This window comes from uncultured Kordia sp. (assembly GCF_947496985.1).
In the GTDB taxonomy this organism is placed as follows: domain Bacteria; phylum Bacteroidota; class Bacteroidia; order Flavobacteriales; family Flavobacteriaceae; genus Kordia.
The window spans coordinates 661129-675180 of record NZ_CANMEZ010000001.1 but is presented as its reverse complement, the minus strand read 5'-3'; the positions used below and the strand labels follow the sequence as shown (position 1 = coordinate 675180).

Annotated in this window: 12 protein-coding genes; 2 read left to right on the top strand and 10 right to left on the bottom strand. The window is 34.0% G+C overall.

The features are described 5' to 3' along the window. Positions 1 to 12: 12 nt before the first annotated feature. The 10 genes from Q0828_RS03125 to Q0828_RS03080 form a co-directional block, all read right to left on the bottom strand. Positions 13 to 1128: a hypothetical protein gene (locus tag Q0828_RS03125; protein ID WP_298417591.1), complete on the bottom strand. Its 1116-nt coding sequence runs from the start codon at positions 1126 to 1128 to the stop codon at positions 13 to 15. 116 nt (positions 1129 to 1244) lie between these two features. Next, entirely contained in the window at positions 1245 to 1559 is a 315-nt protein-coding gene (locus Q0828_RS03120; RefSeq protein ID WP_298417589.1) for an antibiotic biosynthesis monooxygenase, read from the bottom strand. A 21-nt stretch (positions 1560 to 1580) separates the two neighbouring features. Further along, positions 1581 to 4310 carry a T9SS type B sorting domain-containing protein gene (locus Q0828_RS03115; protein ID WP_298417587.1) on the bottom strand — a complete coding sequence of 910 codons (2730 nt, stop codon included), beginning with the start codon at positions 4308 to 4310 and terminating at the stop codon, positions 1581 to 1583. Positions 4311 to 4374: 64 nt separating this feature from the next. Beyond that, positions 4375 to 9906, bottom strand: coding sequence for an MG2 domain-containing protein (locus Q0828_RS03110; RefSeq protein WP_298417585.1), 5532 nt, complete (start codon positions 9904 to 9906; stop codon positions 4375 to 4377). 130 nt (positions 9907 to 10036) lie between these two features. Further along, positions 10037 to 11080, bottom strand: coding sequence for an isoaspartyl peptidase/L-asparaginase family protein (locus tag Q0828_RS03105; RefSeq protein ID WP_298417583.1), 1044 nt, complete (start codon positions 11078 to 11080; stop codon positions 10037 to 10039). Between the two features lie 146 nt (positions 11081 to 11226). After that, positions 11227 to 11511: a hypothetical protein gene (locus Q0828_RS03100; RefSeq protein WP_298417582.1), complete on the bottom strand. Its 285-nt coding sequence runs from the start codon at positions 11509 to 11511 to the stop codon at positions 11227 to 11229. Between the two features lie 28 nt (positions 11512 to 11539). Then, complete coding sequence (locus Q0828_RS03095) at positions 11540 to 11809, bottom strand: hypothetical protein (RefSeq protein WP_298417581.1); 270 nt, start codon at positions 11807 to 11809, stop codon at positions 11540 to 11542. Positions 11810 to 11838: 29 nt separating this feature from the next. Then, positions 11839 to 12081, bottom strand: a complete 243-nt coding sequence (locus Q0828_RS03090) for a hypothetical protein (RefSeq protein WP_298417580.1) — start codon at positions 12079 to 12081, stop codon at positions 11839 to 11841. 18 nt (positions 12082 to 12099) lie between these two features. Further along, complete coding sequence (locus tag Q0828_RS03085; protein WP_298417579.1) at positions 12100 to 12354, bottom strand: hypothetical protein; 255 nt, start codon at positions 12352 to 12354, stop codon at positions 12100 to 12102. Positions 12355 to 12372: 18 nt separating this feature from the next. Then, positions 12373 to 12618 (bottom strand): class I lanthipeptide, encoded by a 246-nt coding sequence (locus tag Q0828_RS03080; RefSeq protein WP_298417578.1) that lies wholly within the window; start codon positions 12616 to 12618, stop codon positions 12373 to 12375. Positions 12619 to 12789: 171 nt separating this feature from the next. Here Q0828_RS03080 and Q0828_RS03075 point away from each other — a divergent pair, with 171 nt between their 5' ends. Then, positions 12790 to 13332, top strand: a complete 543-nt coding sequence (locus tag Q0828_RS03075; RefSeq protein WP_298417576.1) for a 3-hydroxyanthranilate 3,4-dioxygenase — start codon at positions 12790 to 12792, stop codon at positions 13330 to 13332. A 25-nt stretch (positions 13333 to 13357) separates the two neighbouring features. Beyond that, positions 13358 to 14041: a hypothetical protein gene (locus tag Q0828_RS03070; protein ID WP_298417574.1), complete on the top strand. Its 684-nt coding sequence runs from the start codon at positions 13358 to 13360 to the stop codon at positions 14039 to 14041. The last annotated feature ends 11 nt before the right edge of the window (positions 14042 to 14052 follow it).

Genomic DNA, 14052 nt, shown 5'->3' with positions numbered 1-14052 from the left:
ATGTTTTTTTATTTAATATAATAGATATGTCCCTGACGAATTGAAGTTTAGATATAATTGTACAAGTTGGTCTACACCAGTACGTGTTATGTTTTCTCCTTGGTAATCAATAGATCCGTCTACTAAATTGTCTCCATAAGTTACATCTCCTATTCTAAATGTAACACCAATTGTAGAACTACTGCTACCAAATGGATTAAGAAATGCAAATAAACTATCGGTAGTTGTATCGTAGGTCATATTTACGCTAGAAAATGTGACATTAATTGACTGAATGGTATAGAATATTTGGTTTGAAAAAATTTGTATTTCAATTCTGTATAATCCGTTGCTTGGTACAACAAATGCACCTCCGTTTAATACTAAGTCTCCACTAGAAAATCCTTGTGCTCCATATACAACACTTTCATTCTGCGCTCCTAGTACTTTGAATTCTGTTCCTGCTGTAAAGTATTTAATTCCTACAAAACTGTTTTCAAAGCCAGGAAAACCATTTCCAAATTGTAGTGCAGTTGAAGCGTCCCAACCATTGAAACTTCCATATAAATATAATTGTGTTGGCGTCGTTGAAGGAGCATTAGAAGTAGGTAAAGATAATTGTCCATTATTATTTATACCTAAGTCATAAACGGTTCCATCAGGAGATGTAAGTTGTACGGTTGCTCCGGGTTGCGTTAGTGTAATGTTTCCACCATTGTACTCCAAACCATTAGGAGTTTCTGTAAACTTGCTTCCGTTTTTGGCATATAATGCATACGGAACACTTAATAGTTGACTGGTTCCCATAATAGTGTAGTTGGAGCCGCCAGCGATATCTATTTCGGTTTTTATAAAGTACGATCCATTACTCCAATCAACGGCAGAAAAATCATCTGAAGTTGATCCGCCACCAATCATAATTGCTAGTAATCCGTTTGTATCTGTAGTTACTGTATGTGTTTCTGTATATGCAGCTGTTCCAGTAGCTGAGGTTTGTAAAATGCTAATTCGCATTCCGACATTTACTTCAGTAACTAAATCTCCGTCTGTATTTCTAACAACTGCTTGGTAATTGATTAATTCAGGTGATTGTGCAAATGTGGTAAGCGTAATAAATAGTGTTACTATAAAAAGTATAGTTTTTTTCATTGGTATTGTTTTTAATCTCAAAATAATTGGTTTTAATGATTTGACACGAAGGTCGTGAAAAAATATATATGACCGAATGATTATCGTGTAAGCGTTATAAAAAAACTACAAGTGTATTATTTCTTTGTAAAATCATACTCACGCTCAACTTTACAGATTTTTACATTGTAATACGCATACCAGTTTTTGATGCCTTTTTGTTGTGCAATCAAGTGATTTGTATGTTGTTTCCATTGTTGAATGGCTTCCAGGCTTTCCCAATAACTTACCGTAATTCCGACAGCATTTCGAGCGCTATCAATACTGATAAATCCTTTTTGTTGTTTGGCTAATGTTTCCATTTGTTCTGCCATTTCCGCATATCCTTCTGTAGTTTCTGTTTGGATAGAGGTAAAGATCACCGCGTAATACGGTGTAAATTCTGAATTCATAGTTTGTGTATACTTATAGTTTTATCGGACTAGGGAAAAACTTCCTTTAAAGGCAAAACCGTCTGCCATTTCCATTTTGTACCAATACTCATTGCTTGGCATTTGTTTGCCTCTGTAAGTTCCGTCCCAACCTTCTGTTTGTCCTGGTCTAAAATAGTAGATGAGTTTCCCGTAACGATCAAATATATACATAATAGCCGTTTGCTGAACTGCTACGGAAATTCCGCGAACGTTCCATGTATCATTTGCGAAGTCGTTGTTTGGTGTAAAAAACTGAGGAAAATAAATATTAGTAATGTCTACAATAGTGTCATAACAATCTGGGTCTACATAGAAGTTGCTGATACTTCTACAGCCAACATCATTGCTAACAGCTACAAAAATTTCTTGTAAGCCACTATTTGCAAAGAAAATTGGATTGATGGCTCCTATGTTTGCTTCTGCATTATTTTCTGTGAGATAGAATATTAGTGTGTAGTTTGTATTTCCGTCCAAAACAACCTCATTGTAGATATCATTTAGGTTAAAATATCCGTTGGTATTGCTATCAATATAACAATCAGTAAGTAAACGTGCGCTTGGCGTATTGACAAATTGTGGCACTTGAGGATTTGCAATTATTTGTACTGTAAATTGAGTTGTTTCATAGCAACCATTAGAGGTGTTTTCTGCACGAATGTATAGTGTAGCCTGATTGGTTGTTAAACTATAATTTGGATCAATTTCGTTTGTATTATCCGTTGCATCCACCAATGAAGTATGATACGTTACAGTTGCAGTTTGTGTTACATTTTGCAATACTTCAGTTTCTACTAGTGTTAAATCGAATATATTATTATTTTCTCCTTCACATTGAATCAAATTGCTTGGTGTGGTAATTCCCAAACCTTGATTGATGGTAATTTCAAAATCTGTAATCGCAAAACAATCATTATTCGTATCATCTACTCGTACATATATGGTTTCCTGATTAGCACTTGGCGAGTAATTTGTACTAATTGCATTTGTACTTGCTTCCGCATTTGCTAAACTCGTGTAATAACTTACCGTAACAGTTTGAGTTGTGTTTGCTAATACCGTTGTTTCCACTTCCGTGAGATTGAAAATGTCGTTGTTTACACCTTGACATTGTATGATATCATCAGGTGTATTTATTTGTATGCTTCCGCCAAGATTGATATTAAATTGCGTTGTAGCAAAACAGTTATTGTCATTATTTTCTACACGAACAAATATAGTTTCTTGCCCTGGTAAAATTTGATAATTGGTAGCAATAGGATTCATACCCATCTCAGCATCAGTTAACAAAGTATGATACGAAACTGTCACAGCATTTGTATTGTTTTGAAGTAACTCTGTTTCTACATCTGTTAGTGTAAATGTATCACTTCCTTGATCTACACATTGAAATAAATCACTTGGAGTTTCAATCATTGGGCTTGTGCTGAGCAACACATTAAACTGTGTAGTAGAATAACATTCATTGTCATCATTTTGCACACGTACATAGATTGTTTCTTGCGCTGTAGTTAGTTCATAACTTGTACTTAATGGATTTATATTGTCATCTGCATTCGCTTGTGAAGCGTGATAGGTAACTGTAACCGAATGTGCTACATTTTGAAGCAACTCCATTTCCACATCTGTTATGGTAAACATTGGATTTCCATTTGTATCACAATCTGCTAAATTGGTTGGTGTCGTCAGATCAGGAATATTGTCATAAATAACAATATCTACTTCAATAATTTCAAACGTTCCAGTAAGTGTATTTTCAACTCTAATATAAATAGTTTGTCCGCCTTGTTGAGTATTAGTCCATGTGTCTGGTAATGGATTTTCGGCATTTGTAGCATCATCATTAGATGTATAGGAAGAAACTTCATAATCAAACGCTTCGTGCAATCCTGCAGCGCCATACCATGAACCATATTGAGAATTATTGTTTAAAACTGTTGTAAATGTAAATGTATCTAAATCAATTTCATATAATTCATTCGTAGAAACTCCATATAAAGTTCCTAGCTCACTGGCAAGACCAAAAGTTCCACCAGGAATTTGCCCTAAATCAATATGTGATACATAATTAAAATCACTATCAATAGTTACTTCATACAAACGAACTTGTCCAGAAATATTCCAAGAAATGTACATTTTACCATCAAGCACTACAAAGTCGCCACTTGGAGCGCCGTTTACAAAATTGTGCCAAACATATGCCGGACCTGATTCGTCACTATCATATCTGTATACAGAACCACTATTAAATCCACCATAATATAAATTTCCTTGTGTATCAAATGATAAGGAATTTGTAGAAGGAATAGAGCCTAAATTTGGCAGTGAAATTGTGGTACATCCTGTTTGATTCAACTCAAAAATTGTATTAAAATCGGTTGCATAAATGACACTATTTTCATCCACTGCAATATCTGAAAGCGAGTTCGGCATGTCGCAAATAACATCTGTTGTAATGGTTCCGGAAAGATTGTTTAACTGTATAATGTGTCCTGTAGAAGTACAAATAACAACGGCTGCTTCAATAGTAGCGCCATCATAATTGGATAAAATATCATTTTGAATATCTAAAATATTCAATTCTGAAAACCCATCTTCATCACAAATTACATATTCAATTGGATCCATCATCATTGCTGCAGATGTTTCTGTTGAATTTGTCTTATGATTAGAACTTACCGATAGTGATAATATTCCAAGTACAACTATTAGAAATACTTTTGTTTTATGCATGCCCCAAACCTATTTACCTGATATAAAGGTACTAAAAGCTTTTTTTATATTCGTTATTCTTATGTTATTTTATAATATCAATCCATCGTCCTTTGGTACGGATAAAATATTCGTTGTCGTACATCGCTTCTGCTTGAATACCTGGTAAGTAGTATTTCCCTAAATAAGATGCGTTGAGTAACACATTGAATGTTTTGGATTGTTTGTAACCTAAATCAAAATAGAAGTTAACACGATCATCTCTAATATCGATATACCTTGCTTCACTTGATGAAACATTTCCATAATCTGTAAAACGTGTGTTTACAATTTCCCAACCTGAAGGGAATATTTCTGTTAAAGCAATATCCTGTAATTTACTCGATTGATCATTTGTAATTGTCACAGAAGCCATAAAATCAGTTCCTTGCGTAAGCCTCGTTACATCAATTGGATTTCCATTTTTGTCTTTATACGCTACGCGAATTGTAAAGTTTCGCTTTTCAGCCAATTCTTCTCCTAAAGGTAATTTTCCAGCATTTAACACACGTACAAACAATGTATTATCGTCTTTGTTTTCAATCTGTAAGCTATTAGTGCCTTTGATTACTTTTAAACCGCGTTGTGCAATAGCTTTAGGTGTTTTGATGTTTTGATTGTTTTTTCCATTTAAATGGAATGAAATATTGATATCTTTTCCACCATTTTTCGTTACCATTTTACCCATAGAAAGTAAACAATACGCCGTTGTTTGTGTACTCATCCAACGACTGGAAGAGAGACGTTGTGCAATACTTTTTGCAAAATTAATAGTTCTTTTATCGTCTAAAATAACCATTGTTTCCATTGCCATTGCTTTGTTTCTAAACATAGAACCGTAGGAATATCTATTGTAATCTTTGGTTTCTGTAAAGTTGATAGATGTAGTTTTAATGATACGTTCCGCGGCTTCTTTTTGTGAAGCTAAGGCATACGCGGCAGCCAATCGCCATTTTGTACTATTTGACAATCCTTTGGATTCACGTAAACGGTTCATAGAAGCTAAATCAGGATGACCAGCCAAAGCCAATGTGTATAAGCGATACGCTTGTGCCAATTCAGAATTGTAGTAACCTCTTCCGTCAGATGAACGCCATGAGCGTGCTTTGTTTTTCTGATATTTTAGCCATTGACTCATAAATGAAAGTGGTAATCGATATCCTTTCTTTTCAGCTTCAATCATAAAATGGCCAGAATAACTTGTTCCCCAATCATTAGCTTCACTTTCTCCAATCCAATAACTCATGCCGCCATTTGGACGTTGAAAATATGATAAACGTTTGATTCCTTTTTTAATATTATCTTGAATTTGATTTTCTTTTTCAGATGATAAATCAAAAATATCAGCTAAGTATAATTGTGGAAATACACTGGATGTTGTTTGCTCAACACAACCGTGCGGATATTGTATTAAATATTCCATACGTGCTGTAAAATCCATTGGTGGCAATGTAGAAAATTCTACAGTTGCTTCATTACTTCCTGCTACGCCAAATGTGTCAAAACTAAGTGTTTCAGTTGTTTTCCCTTTTAGTGTAAGCTCGTGCATTTTTGTGCTGATCGGATTTGGGTTTTCTACATCAATTTCAACTTTGTAGGAAGCTTTTTCCCCATTCCCAGTAGCAATTACTTCAATGGTTTGTATGCCTTTTACCTGATTTACATCTAAATCAAAATACACCATTTTTTCGTCAGGTCTGTCAAACGTAAGTGATTGTGTAGCACTGCCGATTACAGAAATTCCGTTTTGTAATTTTAGCTGTAGCGAAACATTTTTCACTTTGTTTTCCATAGCAAAAACCGTTACCGGTAAGGTTACTTTTTCAACTGGACTCAATTTTCTTGGTGCAGTTGCTAAGACCATTAATGGTTTTTTTACTTGTGATGATTGTTCTGCATTTCCATATGCTTCCGTTTTAGGATTTCCGGCAACGACCATCGTACGAACTGCACCAATATAATTTGGCATGTCAATTTTATGCGATTTTGTTTCGCCTGCTTTTAAATTGAAAGGACCTAAGTATTTGACAACAGGTTTAAAACGGTTCGCTTTTTTGTTTTTAGCACCATTTCCGCCATCGCCACCACCAATAGCAAATACTTGATCAATGCTTCCGCTAAATGCACCAATAACATCATCATACATATCCCAAGTTCGTACGCCGAGCGCTTGTCGTTGGTAAAATGTATCCCAAGGGTTTGGTGTTTTAAATCGAGTTAAATCAAGTAAGCCTTCATCTACAACAGCTAAGGTGTATGTCATTGCTTTCTTGTCTGTTTCACTCACTTTTACAGTAAATGATTGTTCTGGACGAAGTGTTTTAGGAACCGAAAGTTTTGGTTTTAGAATCGTTGCAGGGTTTTCTACCATTATTGGAATAACTCCATATAAACGAATTGGTAAATCGTTAGAGACATTATTGTGCTTTTGTACCAATGATATATTTACAAATACATTTGGCGCCATGTCTTTCGTTATCGGAATTGTAGTAGAGGTTTGTTCTTTTTCAGTTTTTACCCACTTTGTACTGAGTACTTCTGTACCGTTTTCAATACTTACCAGAGCTCTTCCTCCTTTTCCTGACGGGAATGTAATTGTAGCAGTTTCGCCAACATTATATTTTTCTTTATCCGCAGAAAAGATCAGCATTTTTGCCATTTCAGAGTTTCCAGTGGCATTTGTACGCCACCAGTTTTTATAGAAATACATTGTTTTTCCAGAAGCGTGTCCACTTTTAGGATCGTATATGCGAATAAGATAACGCCCGCGTAATTCGTCAGGAATGTTTAGCTTAAAAGATCCTTTTCCGTTTGTATTTGTGTTGATTTTAAAAGTTTTATAGTGTGAATGATAATCACTTCCCGCATAGGAAGAAAGATCTTCATACGAAGAACTCCACCACCAACGCCAATGAATTTGATAAATTTTCACTTCCAGTCCATTACGCTTGATCGGATTTCCTTTGTCATCTACAGTAGCAACTTCAAAGGTTTGTTCTTCATCCGTGTAATACGATCCATATTGTTTTGGATCAGGCGCACGCATTCCAACAAAAGAAATGTATGGTGCAAAGTTTTTAGAAAAAGCATCTATGGAATAGTCGCCACCATTTTCAAACACACGCGTTAAGAATGATGCTCGTAACATACCAGGTGCTTTGTTGGTGACGTTTATTTTTTTAGAAATACTAGCAATTCCATCTGCATCTAATGAACCGTCAAACATGGTGAATTCTTCAGTATTAAAATTTCTAGTCGGGTCATTAAATTCATAATTCGGAAATTTCTCAAAGGCTGTTTTGGTACTGCTTAATTTTATGCTGACTTCTGCACGTAAGTTTTTAGCAGGTGCGCCATGTAACCAAGCAGCTTTTAGATTACCTTCAATTGGATGTGAATTGGCAAGAATTTCTTCTTCAAAATCGATATTTATTTTTAATCGATTTGGCTTTACGGTTTCTATTTTTAAATTTTTAGTAAATCGAACACCACCAACACTTACTGTGGCATTCCAGTTTCCTGTTGGTGCTTCTTTTGCTGTAGGAACTGTAAATTTGTAAAACTGATATACACCTTCTGTAGCAATATTTTTATAAACTAATTTGCCTTGTGCATCAGTAACTTCCATTTTTACAGGATGATTTTTAGGCAATGGATTTCCAATATCATTAAGTATAAATGCTAAGTGTAATGAATCGCTAGGTCGCCAAACGCCTCGCTCACCATAAATGTATCCTTTTAGTCCTTTGTTGATTTCTTTTCCAGAAACATCAAATTTACTCATGGAAAGTGCATTTCCATCGTTGAGTTTTACATAGGTAACCTGATTATTTTTTGAAACAGAAGCAAAGTATGCGTTTTTATCAGCATCAATAATTGTCAATCCGTCTGCATCTGTACGTCTGGAAGCTATTTCCTGTTGTTGATAGTTGTATAAAGTAACTTTTGCATTTCCGACTGGATCTGTAGAAATGATATCGCTTACTGCAAAATAATAAGATTTGTTTTCTCCTCTTTTTACAATAACTCCTAAATCAGAAGCCAATACATTAGCTGTTAAAAAACGCCTTTCTAAATAGTATGAATCTGTACAAGCATTATCACGATCGCTCCAATTGTATCGGTAATCTCTGAAATTGTACATACGATTATCCCAATATTCTTCTTCGTTTTCGTCTTCTTCTGCACGATTTTGATAATGGTAATTTTCAGCTTCTTCCTTTGTATCGTTGTTATCGCAAGTATATAAAGCATATTCACGCTTAAAACCAATTTCTATTTGATAAATGGCGCCAGGCGCAGCGTTGAATAGTTTTGATAAATCAATTCCATAGGTTTTCCATTGTCCGTCATTATCGTTTTTATTTTCAATAAGATTGATAGTCTTTTTAGCAACACGTCGTCCAACTCTTCGAATACTATATCGATCTACATTGCTAATGTCATTGTCTTGTAAAAACTGTAATACATTGTCTTGATATATTTTGATAACACGTACATCAACTGATTTTAAATTGACAGCCTGAAAATTATATGTTAAGTCTTTTGAGTTTGGCAAAATCACACCTGTACTAACAGCACGTAATGCAGGTTTTTGTTGTTCAAACGAAACACGTTTTGAAAATGGTTTTTTCAGTTTGAAACCTTCTTTGTTTTTAATGCCTGGGAAAATTTCAAGTTGTACATTTCCTGTAACTCTATTTTCAGGATATACATGTAAAATGTTTCCATCAATTGCGAATGTGAGAGACGATTGATTTTGAACTGAAACCAATCCGTCAAAGTTTTGATTTTTTAATAAGGGATCAGAAAAATTAATGCTAATTTTCTGTTCAGGACTTTGTGAAATATTCAATTCTACAACGGAAAAATTATTTTGTCCAGCAATAGTATAGTTTCTTTTTCCAGAAGATTTTGCAATAATTGGTTTACCTGTCCATGAAATTGTTATTTCCGAATCATCAATAGGTCTGTTTATACTGTCAATTGTAAATTCGTATGCGTAGTTGTTAAAAAGATTTTCATTCCATTTTATTGCTAATTTTTTACCGTTTTGCGTTGCCGAAATTAATTCTGGAAGTTTTTCTTTAGGAATGGCATCAGCAGATTTTATGACACCATTTAGATATTGCCATTCTTTAGAATATGATTGCAAATCGTTGGTGACAACAAGAAAATTTGGAGTAATGGTTCTAAAAGCAAAGGTGTATTCTTTAAACTCAGCGGGCATGTCATCATAAATCTTACCTAAGTTTACTTGAACATTATATTCGGTATCTGGTTTTAATGAAGTTTCAGGAGTAAAACGCAGTGTTTTGTTATTTTCAACCGTGAGTTTTCCTTTTGTTTTAGGACTAATTGATATTAGATTGCTAGGCACTTCTTGATTTGCTTGCCAATCGGTTACTTCCTTTTGAAGTCCAATAATAATAGATTCTTTTGTGGAAACCGTTCCTGCTGTGGTTTGATAAATATAATCTCTAAATTCAAAAATATTATCAGTTTCAGGAATTCCTTTTTTACAAGAATACAGTCCAATAAATACAAACAGAAAGATGAAAATAGTAGAAGTGCGCATGGTGATTTTTTTTGTAAAATAGACAGACTTTTTCATTGAAATAGTACTTAATTAGTATTCGTTGGTATGTATCTAGTATTCGTAAAAAAATAAACGATTTGTGTTTCTTTACAATTATTTCTTTGATGGTTTACTCTTGGTAAATTCCGACAGTTACTGCTCCGTTTTCGTCAACCATAGCTCTATACATTCCGGCAGTATTGAATTCGGCAACTAAGTTTCCTTTATGATCAATAGCAATGATTCCTCCAGAACCGCCCATTTTTTTTAGTTTGTTTTGAACTACTTCTTTTGACGCTTCTTGCAATGACAAACCTTTGTATTCCATCAACGCTGAAATATCATGAGCAACTGCAGCTCTAATAAAATATTCTCCATGACCTGTTCCTGAAACAGCACAAGTATTATTATTTGCATACGTACCAGCACCAATAATTGGAGAATCGCCAATACGACTCCATTTTTTATTTGTCATCCCACCTGTGGAAGTTCCAGCAGCTAAGTTTCCATTTTTGTCTAATGCAACGCAACCAACAGTTCCGTATTTATAATTGTTAATGTATGGGTCAATATAAGCAGCTTTGTCTTTTATATCTTTATTTTTTGCTTTAAGTAACGAATTGTATCTTTTCTCTGTATAGAAATAGCTCGTATCTACCGTTTCTAAACCTTGTGTTACAGCAAATTCTTCTGCGCCTTTTCGGGCAAGTAATACATGTTCTGAGTTTTCCATGACTTTACGTGCTGCCGAAATAGGGTTTTTTAAATTTGTTACACCAGCAATCGCACCAGCATTTAGAGTTTTTCCATCCATAATAGAAGCATCCAATTCGTTTTTTCCATTATTTGCAAATACAGCTCCTTTTCCAGCATTAAATAATGGTGAGTTTTCCAAGATATGAATGGTTTGTTCAACGGCATCTAAACTTGTTCCACCATTTTTTAGAATTTCATACCCTTTTTTAGCAGCTTTTTCTAAGGTTTCTTTATACTGAATTTCTAGTTCTGGAGTAAGATTCTTTTTTAAAATAGTTCCTGCGCCACCATGAATAACTAAGCCAAAACTGTTTGTAGGGTTTTCGTCTGTTTTAGGTGTTTCTTTTTGTGAAGAATTATCTGCGCAACTATTTAATAAAAAGGTGAATAGGATAAAAATAAGAGCTGTTTTTTTCATTGGTAAAAATTGATTAGTGCTTTAAAATTACACAATTTCAAACGGAAAAGTGTTGGTTTTTGGAGAATTGTTTAAAAAACTTGATGCCATAAAAAAGCTTCAAAAGAATACACTTTTGAAGCTTTTACATACTAAATTCTCAAAAATTAGCAGCCTGTAATTCCTGCCATTGTAATGAATGAATCACAGAAACAGTTTGTGTTTGCCGAAGGACAATCAATAGTTGGTGGTGGGCAGTTTGCCGTAGCACAACCATTTGTACCTGGAGGACAACCAGTAGTTGGACAACCAGCGGTACATTGCATTGATTCAAAAGAATCGCAAGGATTTGATCGTGCTGTTCCACCACCTCTAACCATATTTGTTTGGTTAAATGATGCAACTTTAGACTTCTTAATATTTAATTTTTGAGATAAATTCTTTTTTTTCATAAGTTTCTTTTAATAATTATTGAATTAATTAAGCTTCACAAATACGAACTGATTCTAACCCACAAGCCAAGTCTAATGTTCCTGGACATGGAATGTTAATAGAACCACAGTTGCCTTGCCAAGAAGGAGGACATGTACATGCAGTGTATAATTCACTATACCAAGTACAATTAATCAAGTCTTGTGTAAATTGACAAGGAAAATTGAGCGATATAGGAGCTGGTGCTGCTGCGCCTCCATTTAATTTAGAAACGGATGATTTTTTTAATGATAGATTTTTTAACTTCTTTTTTTTCATGATTTTAAGTTTATTTGGTTATATGTAGATTACACTTCGCAAGCAATTCCTCTGGAAAGTTCACAATTTGTTTCCCATGAAGGTTCGCAATGACATGCAGTTCCTAATTCACTTTCCCAAACAGTAGTTGTACATTGAAATAGATCTATTGTCAATACACAATCTCTAATATTTCGAGTTAGTTGAATTGGAATAGGACCTAATGCGCCACCATTTAGTTTAGAAACGGATGTTTTTTTAAGTGCTAATGATTTTAATTTCTTTTTTTTCATCACTTTAAGTGTTTACGGTTATAGCTCACAAGGGATATTGAATGATTTTTCACATGGAAAATTGAACGATTCACAACCAATTCCTTGAGAAGGTGGGCAACAAGCTGAGTATAATTCACTTATCCAAGTTGTTGTTGTACAATTAACCAAATCAATAGTCAAGGCGCAATCTCTAATGTTTCGAGTTAACGGAACAGGAGCTAGCGCTCCACCATTTAGTTTAGAAATGGATGCCTTTTTTAGCGATAATATTTTTAACTTCTTTTTTTTCATGATAATTAAATTAATGGTTTATGCTTCACAAACATCTTTTGATGGTACTGGGCAGATAATTCCCCAAGATGGACATTCAACATTTTGTGTTGGAATACATTCACATTGTGTGCGTAATTCGCTTAGCCAAGTGCAATTGAATACGATGGTAGGTTCGCAAAAACAAGTATGATGTGATAATGCTAAACCTCCTTGTACACTAGCTAAATTTGAAATTTGTTTTTTCCCTAAAGCTAGTTTTCTGTTAATTTTCTTTTTTTTCATGATATTCTAGTATTTTTAATTAAAAAAAAAGATATAGAATAATACAGTTAGTAATGTACGGTTTTACCTTACTTAACACTTGTAGGTCAGTGAATTACTGTGTTATCTGTATGAGGATGATAACGGATCACTAAAAAAATTGTAATTTTAAAATCTAAAATTCTACGTATAATGGGAATACAAAAACCGTTTAATCTCAATCAATGGATTGAAGAAAATAGAGACTTATTAAAACCACCTGTAGCCAATAAAAATTTATACAAAGAAGCAGGTGATTATATTGTAATGATTGTTGGCGGACCAAATGCTCGAAAAGATTATCATTATAACGAAACAGAGGAATTATTCTATCAATTAGAAGGTAATATAGAAGTACATATTCAAGAAGATGGTCAGAAAAAAACAATGAAGTTAGGGCCTGGCGATATGTATTTACATCCTGCAAACGTGCCACATTCACCTGTTCGTTTTGAAAACTCCATCGGACTTGTAATTGAGCGAAAGCGAAAAGGAACTAATTTCATGGATGGTCTGCAATGGTATTGTGATAATTGTAATCATAAATTACACGAAGTGAAATTTCCATTGTTAGATGTTGAAAAAGATTTCTTAGGGCACTTTAAAACATTTTATGCGTCGCAAGATTTGCTTACTTGTGATAACTGTGGAACTGTAATGCCAGTTGATGAACGATTCACAGCTGATGAAATGTAAAGTTATTTTTATACTCAGTTTTTTAATGTTTGCATTGTCATGCGAATCTACATTGACTGCGGAAAAAATTATCAAGAAATCGTTGGAAGAAGCACATGGAGGTATTGCCAATTGGGAAAAAATTAATCGTGTGTTTTATGAAAAAACTACAATTGTATACGACAGTTTAGGAAACATAGAAAGTTCTACAAAACAGAAGTTTCAAACGGTAGTGCAGCCTGATTTTTTCTCAGAAATGTTTTCATATAACGAAAACATTCGTAAGCACATGATACTAAAGGATGAAAAAATTCAACTTTTTATCAACGGTGAACCACAAGTGGAAATAGAAGCGTTACAAAAAGCACGTAAAGAACTCATAGGAGCACATTATGTATTGTGGCAACCTTATAAATTACTGACAGATGATGTTGAGCTCACTTTGCAAGGAAAAGTATTTTTAGAAGACCAAACAGAAGCATATAAAATAAAGGCAATGTATCCAAATAGTAAAACTGTTTGGTGGTATTATTTTGATACAAATACATTCTTGCTAAAGGAAAATTTAGTCAAACATGGAACAACATATAGTCAGATAAAAAATATAGCACATGAAGGTGATACTGGGTTTCAATTGCATAAAAAACGAGAAAGTTATACCATTGATAGTACAAAAAACCAAAAATACCTTCGCGCAAGCTACACATATAAGATTACTGACTTGAAGTAATAAACAATTTA

Coding starts and splice junctions, on each gene's coding strand:
- Q0828_RS03125 (WP_298417591.1), bottom strand. CDS start 1,128: ATGAAAAAAACTATACTTTTTATAGTAACACTATTTATTACGCTTACC.
- Q0828_RS03120 (WP_298417589.1), bottom strand. CDS start 1,559: ATGAATTCAGAATTTACACCGTATTACGCGGTGATCTTTACCTCTATC.
- Q0828_RS03115 (WP_298417587.1), bottom strand. CDS start 4,310: ATGCATAAAACAAAAGTATTTCTAATAGTTGTACTTGGAATATTATCA.
- Q0828_RS03110 (WP_298417585.1), bottom strand. CDS start 9,906: ATGCGCACTTCTACTATTTTCATCTTTCTGTTTGTATTTATTGGACTG.
- Q0828_RS03105 (WP_298417583.1), bottom strand. CDS start 11,080: ATGAAAAAAACAGCTCTTATTTTTATCCTATTCACCTTTTTATTAAAT.
- Q0828_RS03100 (WP_298417582.1), bottom strand. CDS start 11,511: ATGAAAAAAAAGAATTTATCTCAAAAATTAAATATTAAGAAGTCTAAA.
- Q0828_RS03095 (WP_298417581.1), bottom strand. CDS start 11,809: ATGAAAAAAAAGAAGTTAAAAAATCTATCATTAAAAAAATCATCCGTT.
- Q0828_RS03090 (WP_298417580.1), bottom strand. CDS start 12,081: ATGAAAAAAAAGAAATTAAAATCATTAGCACTTAAAAAAACATCCGTT.
- Q0828_RS03085 (WP_298417579.1), bottom strand. CDS start 12,354: ATGAAAAAAAAGAAGTTAAAAATATTATCGCTAAAAAAGGCATCCATT.
- Q0828_RS03080 (WP_298417578.1), bottom strand. CDS start 12,618: ATGAAAAAAAAGAAAATTAACAGAAAACTAGCTTTAGGGAAAAAACAA.
- Q0828_RS03075 (WP_298417576.1), top strand. CDS start 12,790: ATGGGAATACAAAAACCGTTTAATCTCAATCAATGGATTGAAGAAAAT.
- Q0828_RS03070 (WP_298417574.1), top strand. CDS start 13,358: ATGTTTGCATTGTCATGCGAATCTACATTGACTGCGGAAAAAATTATC.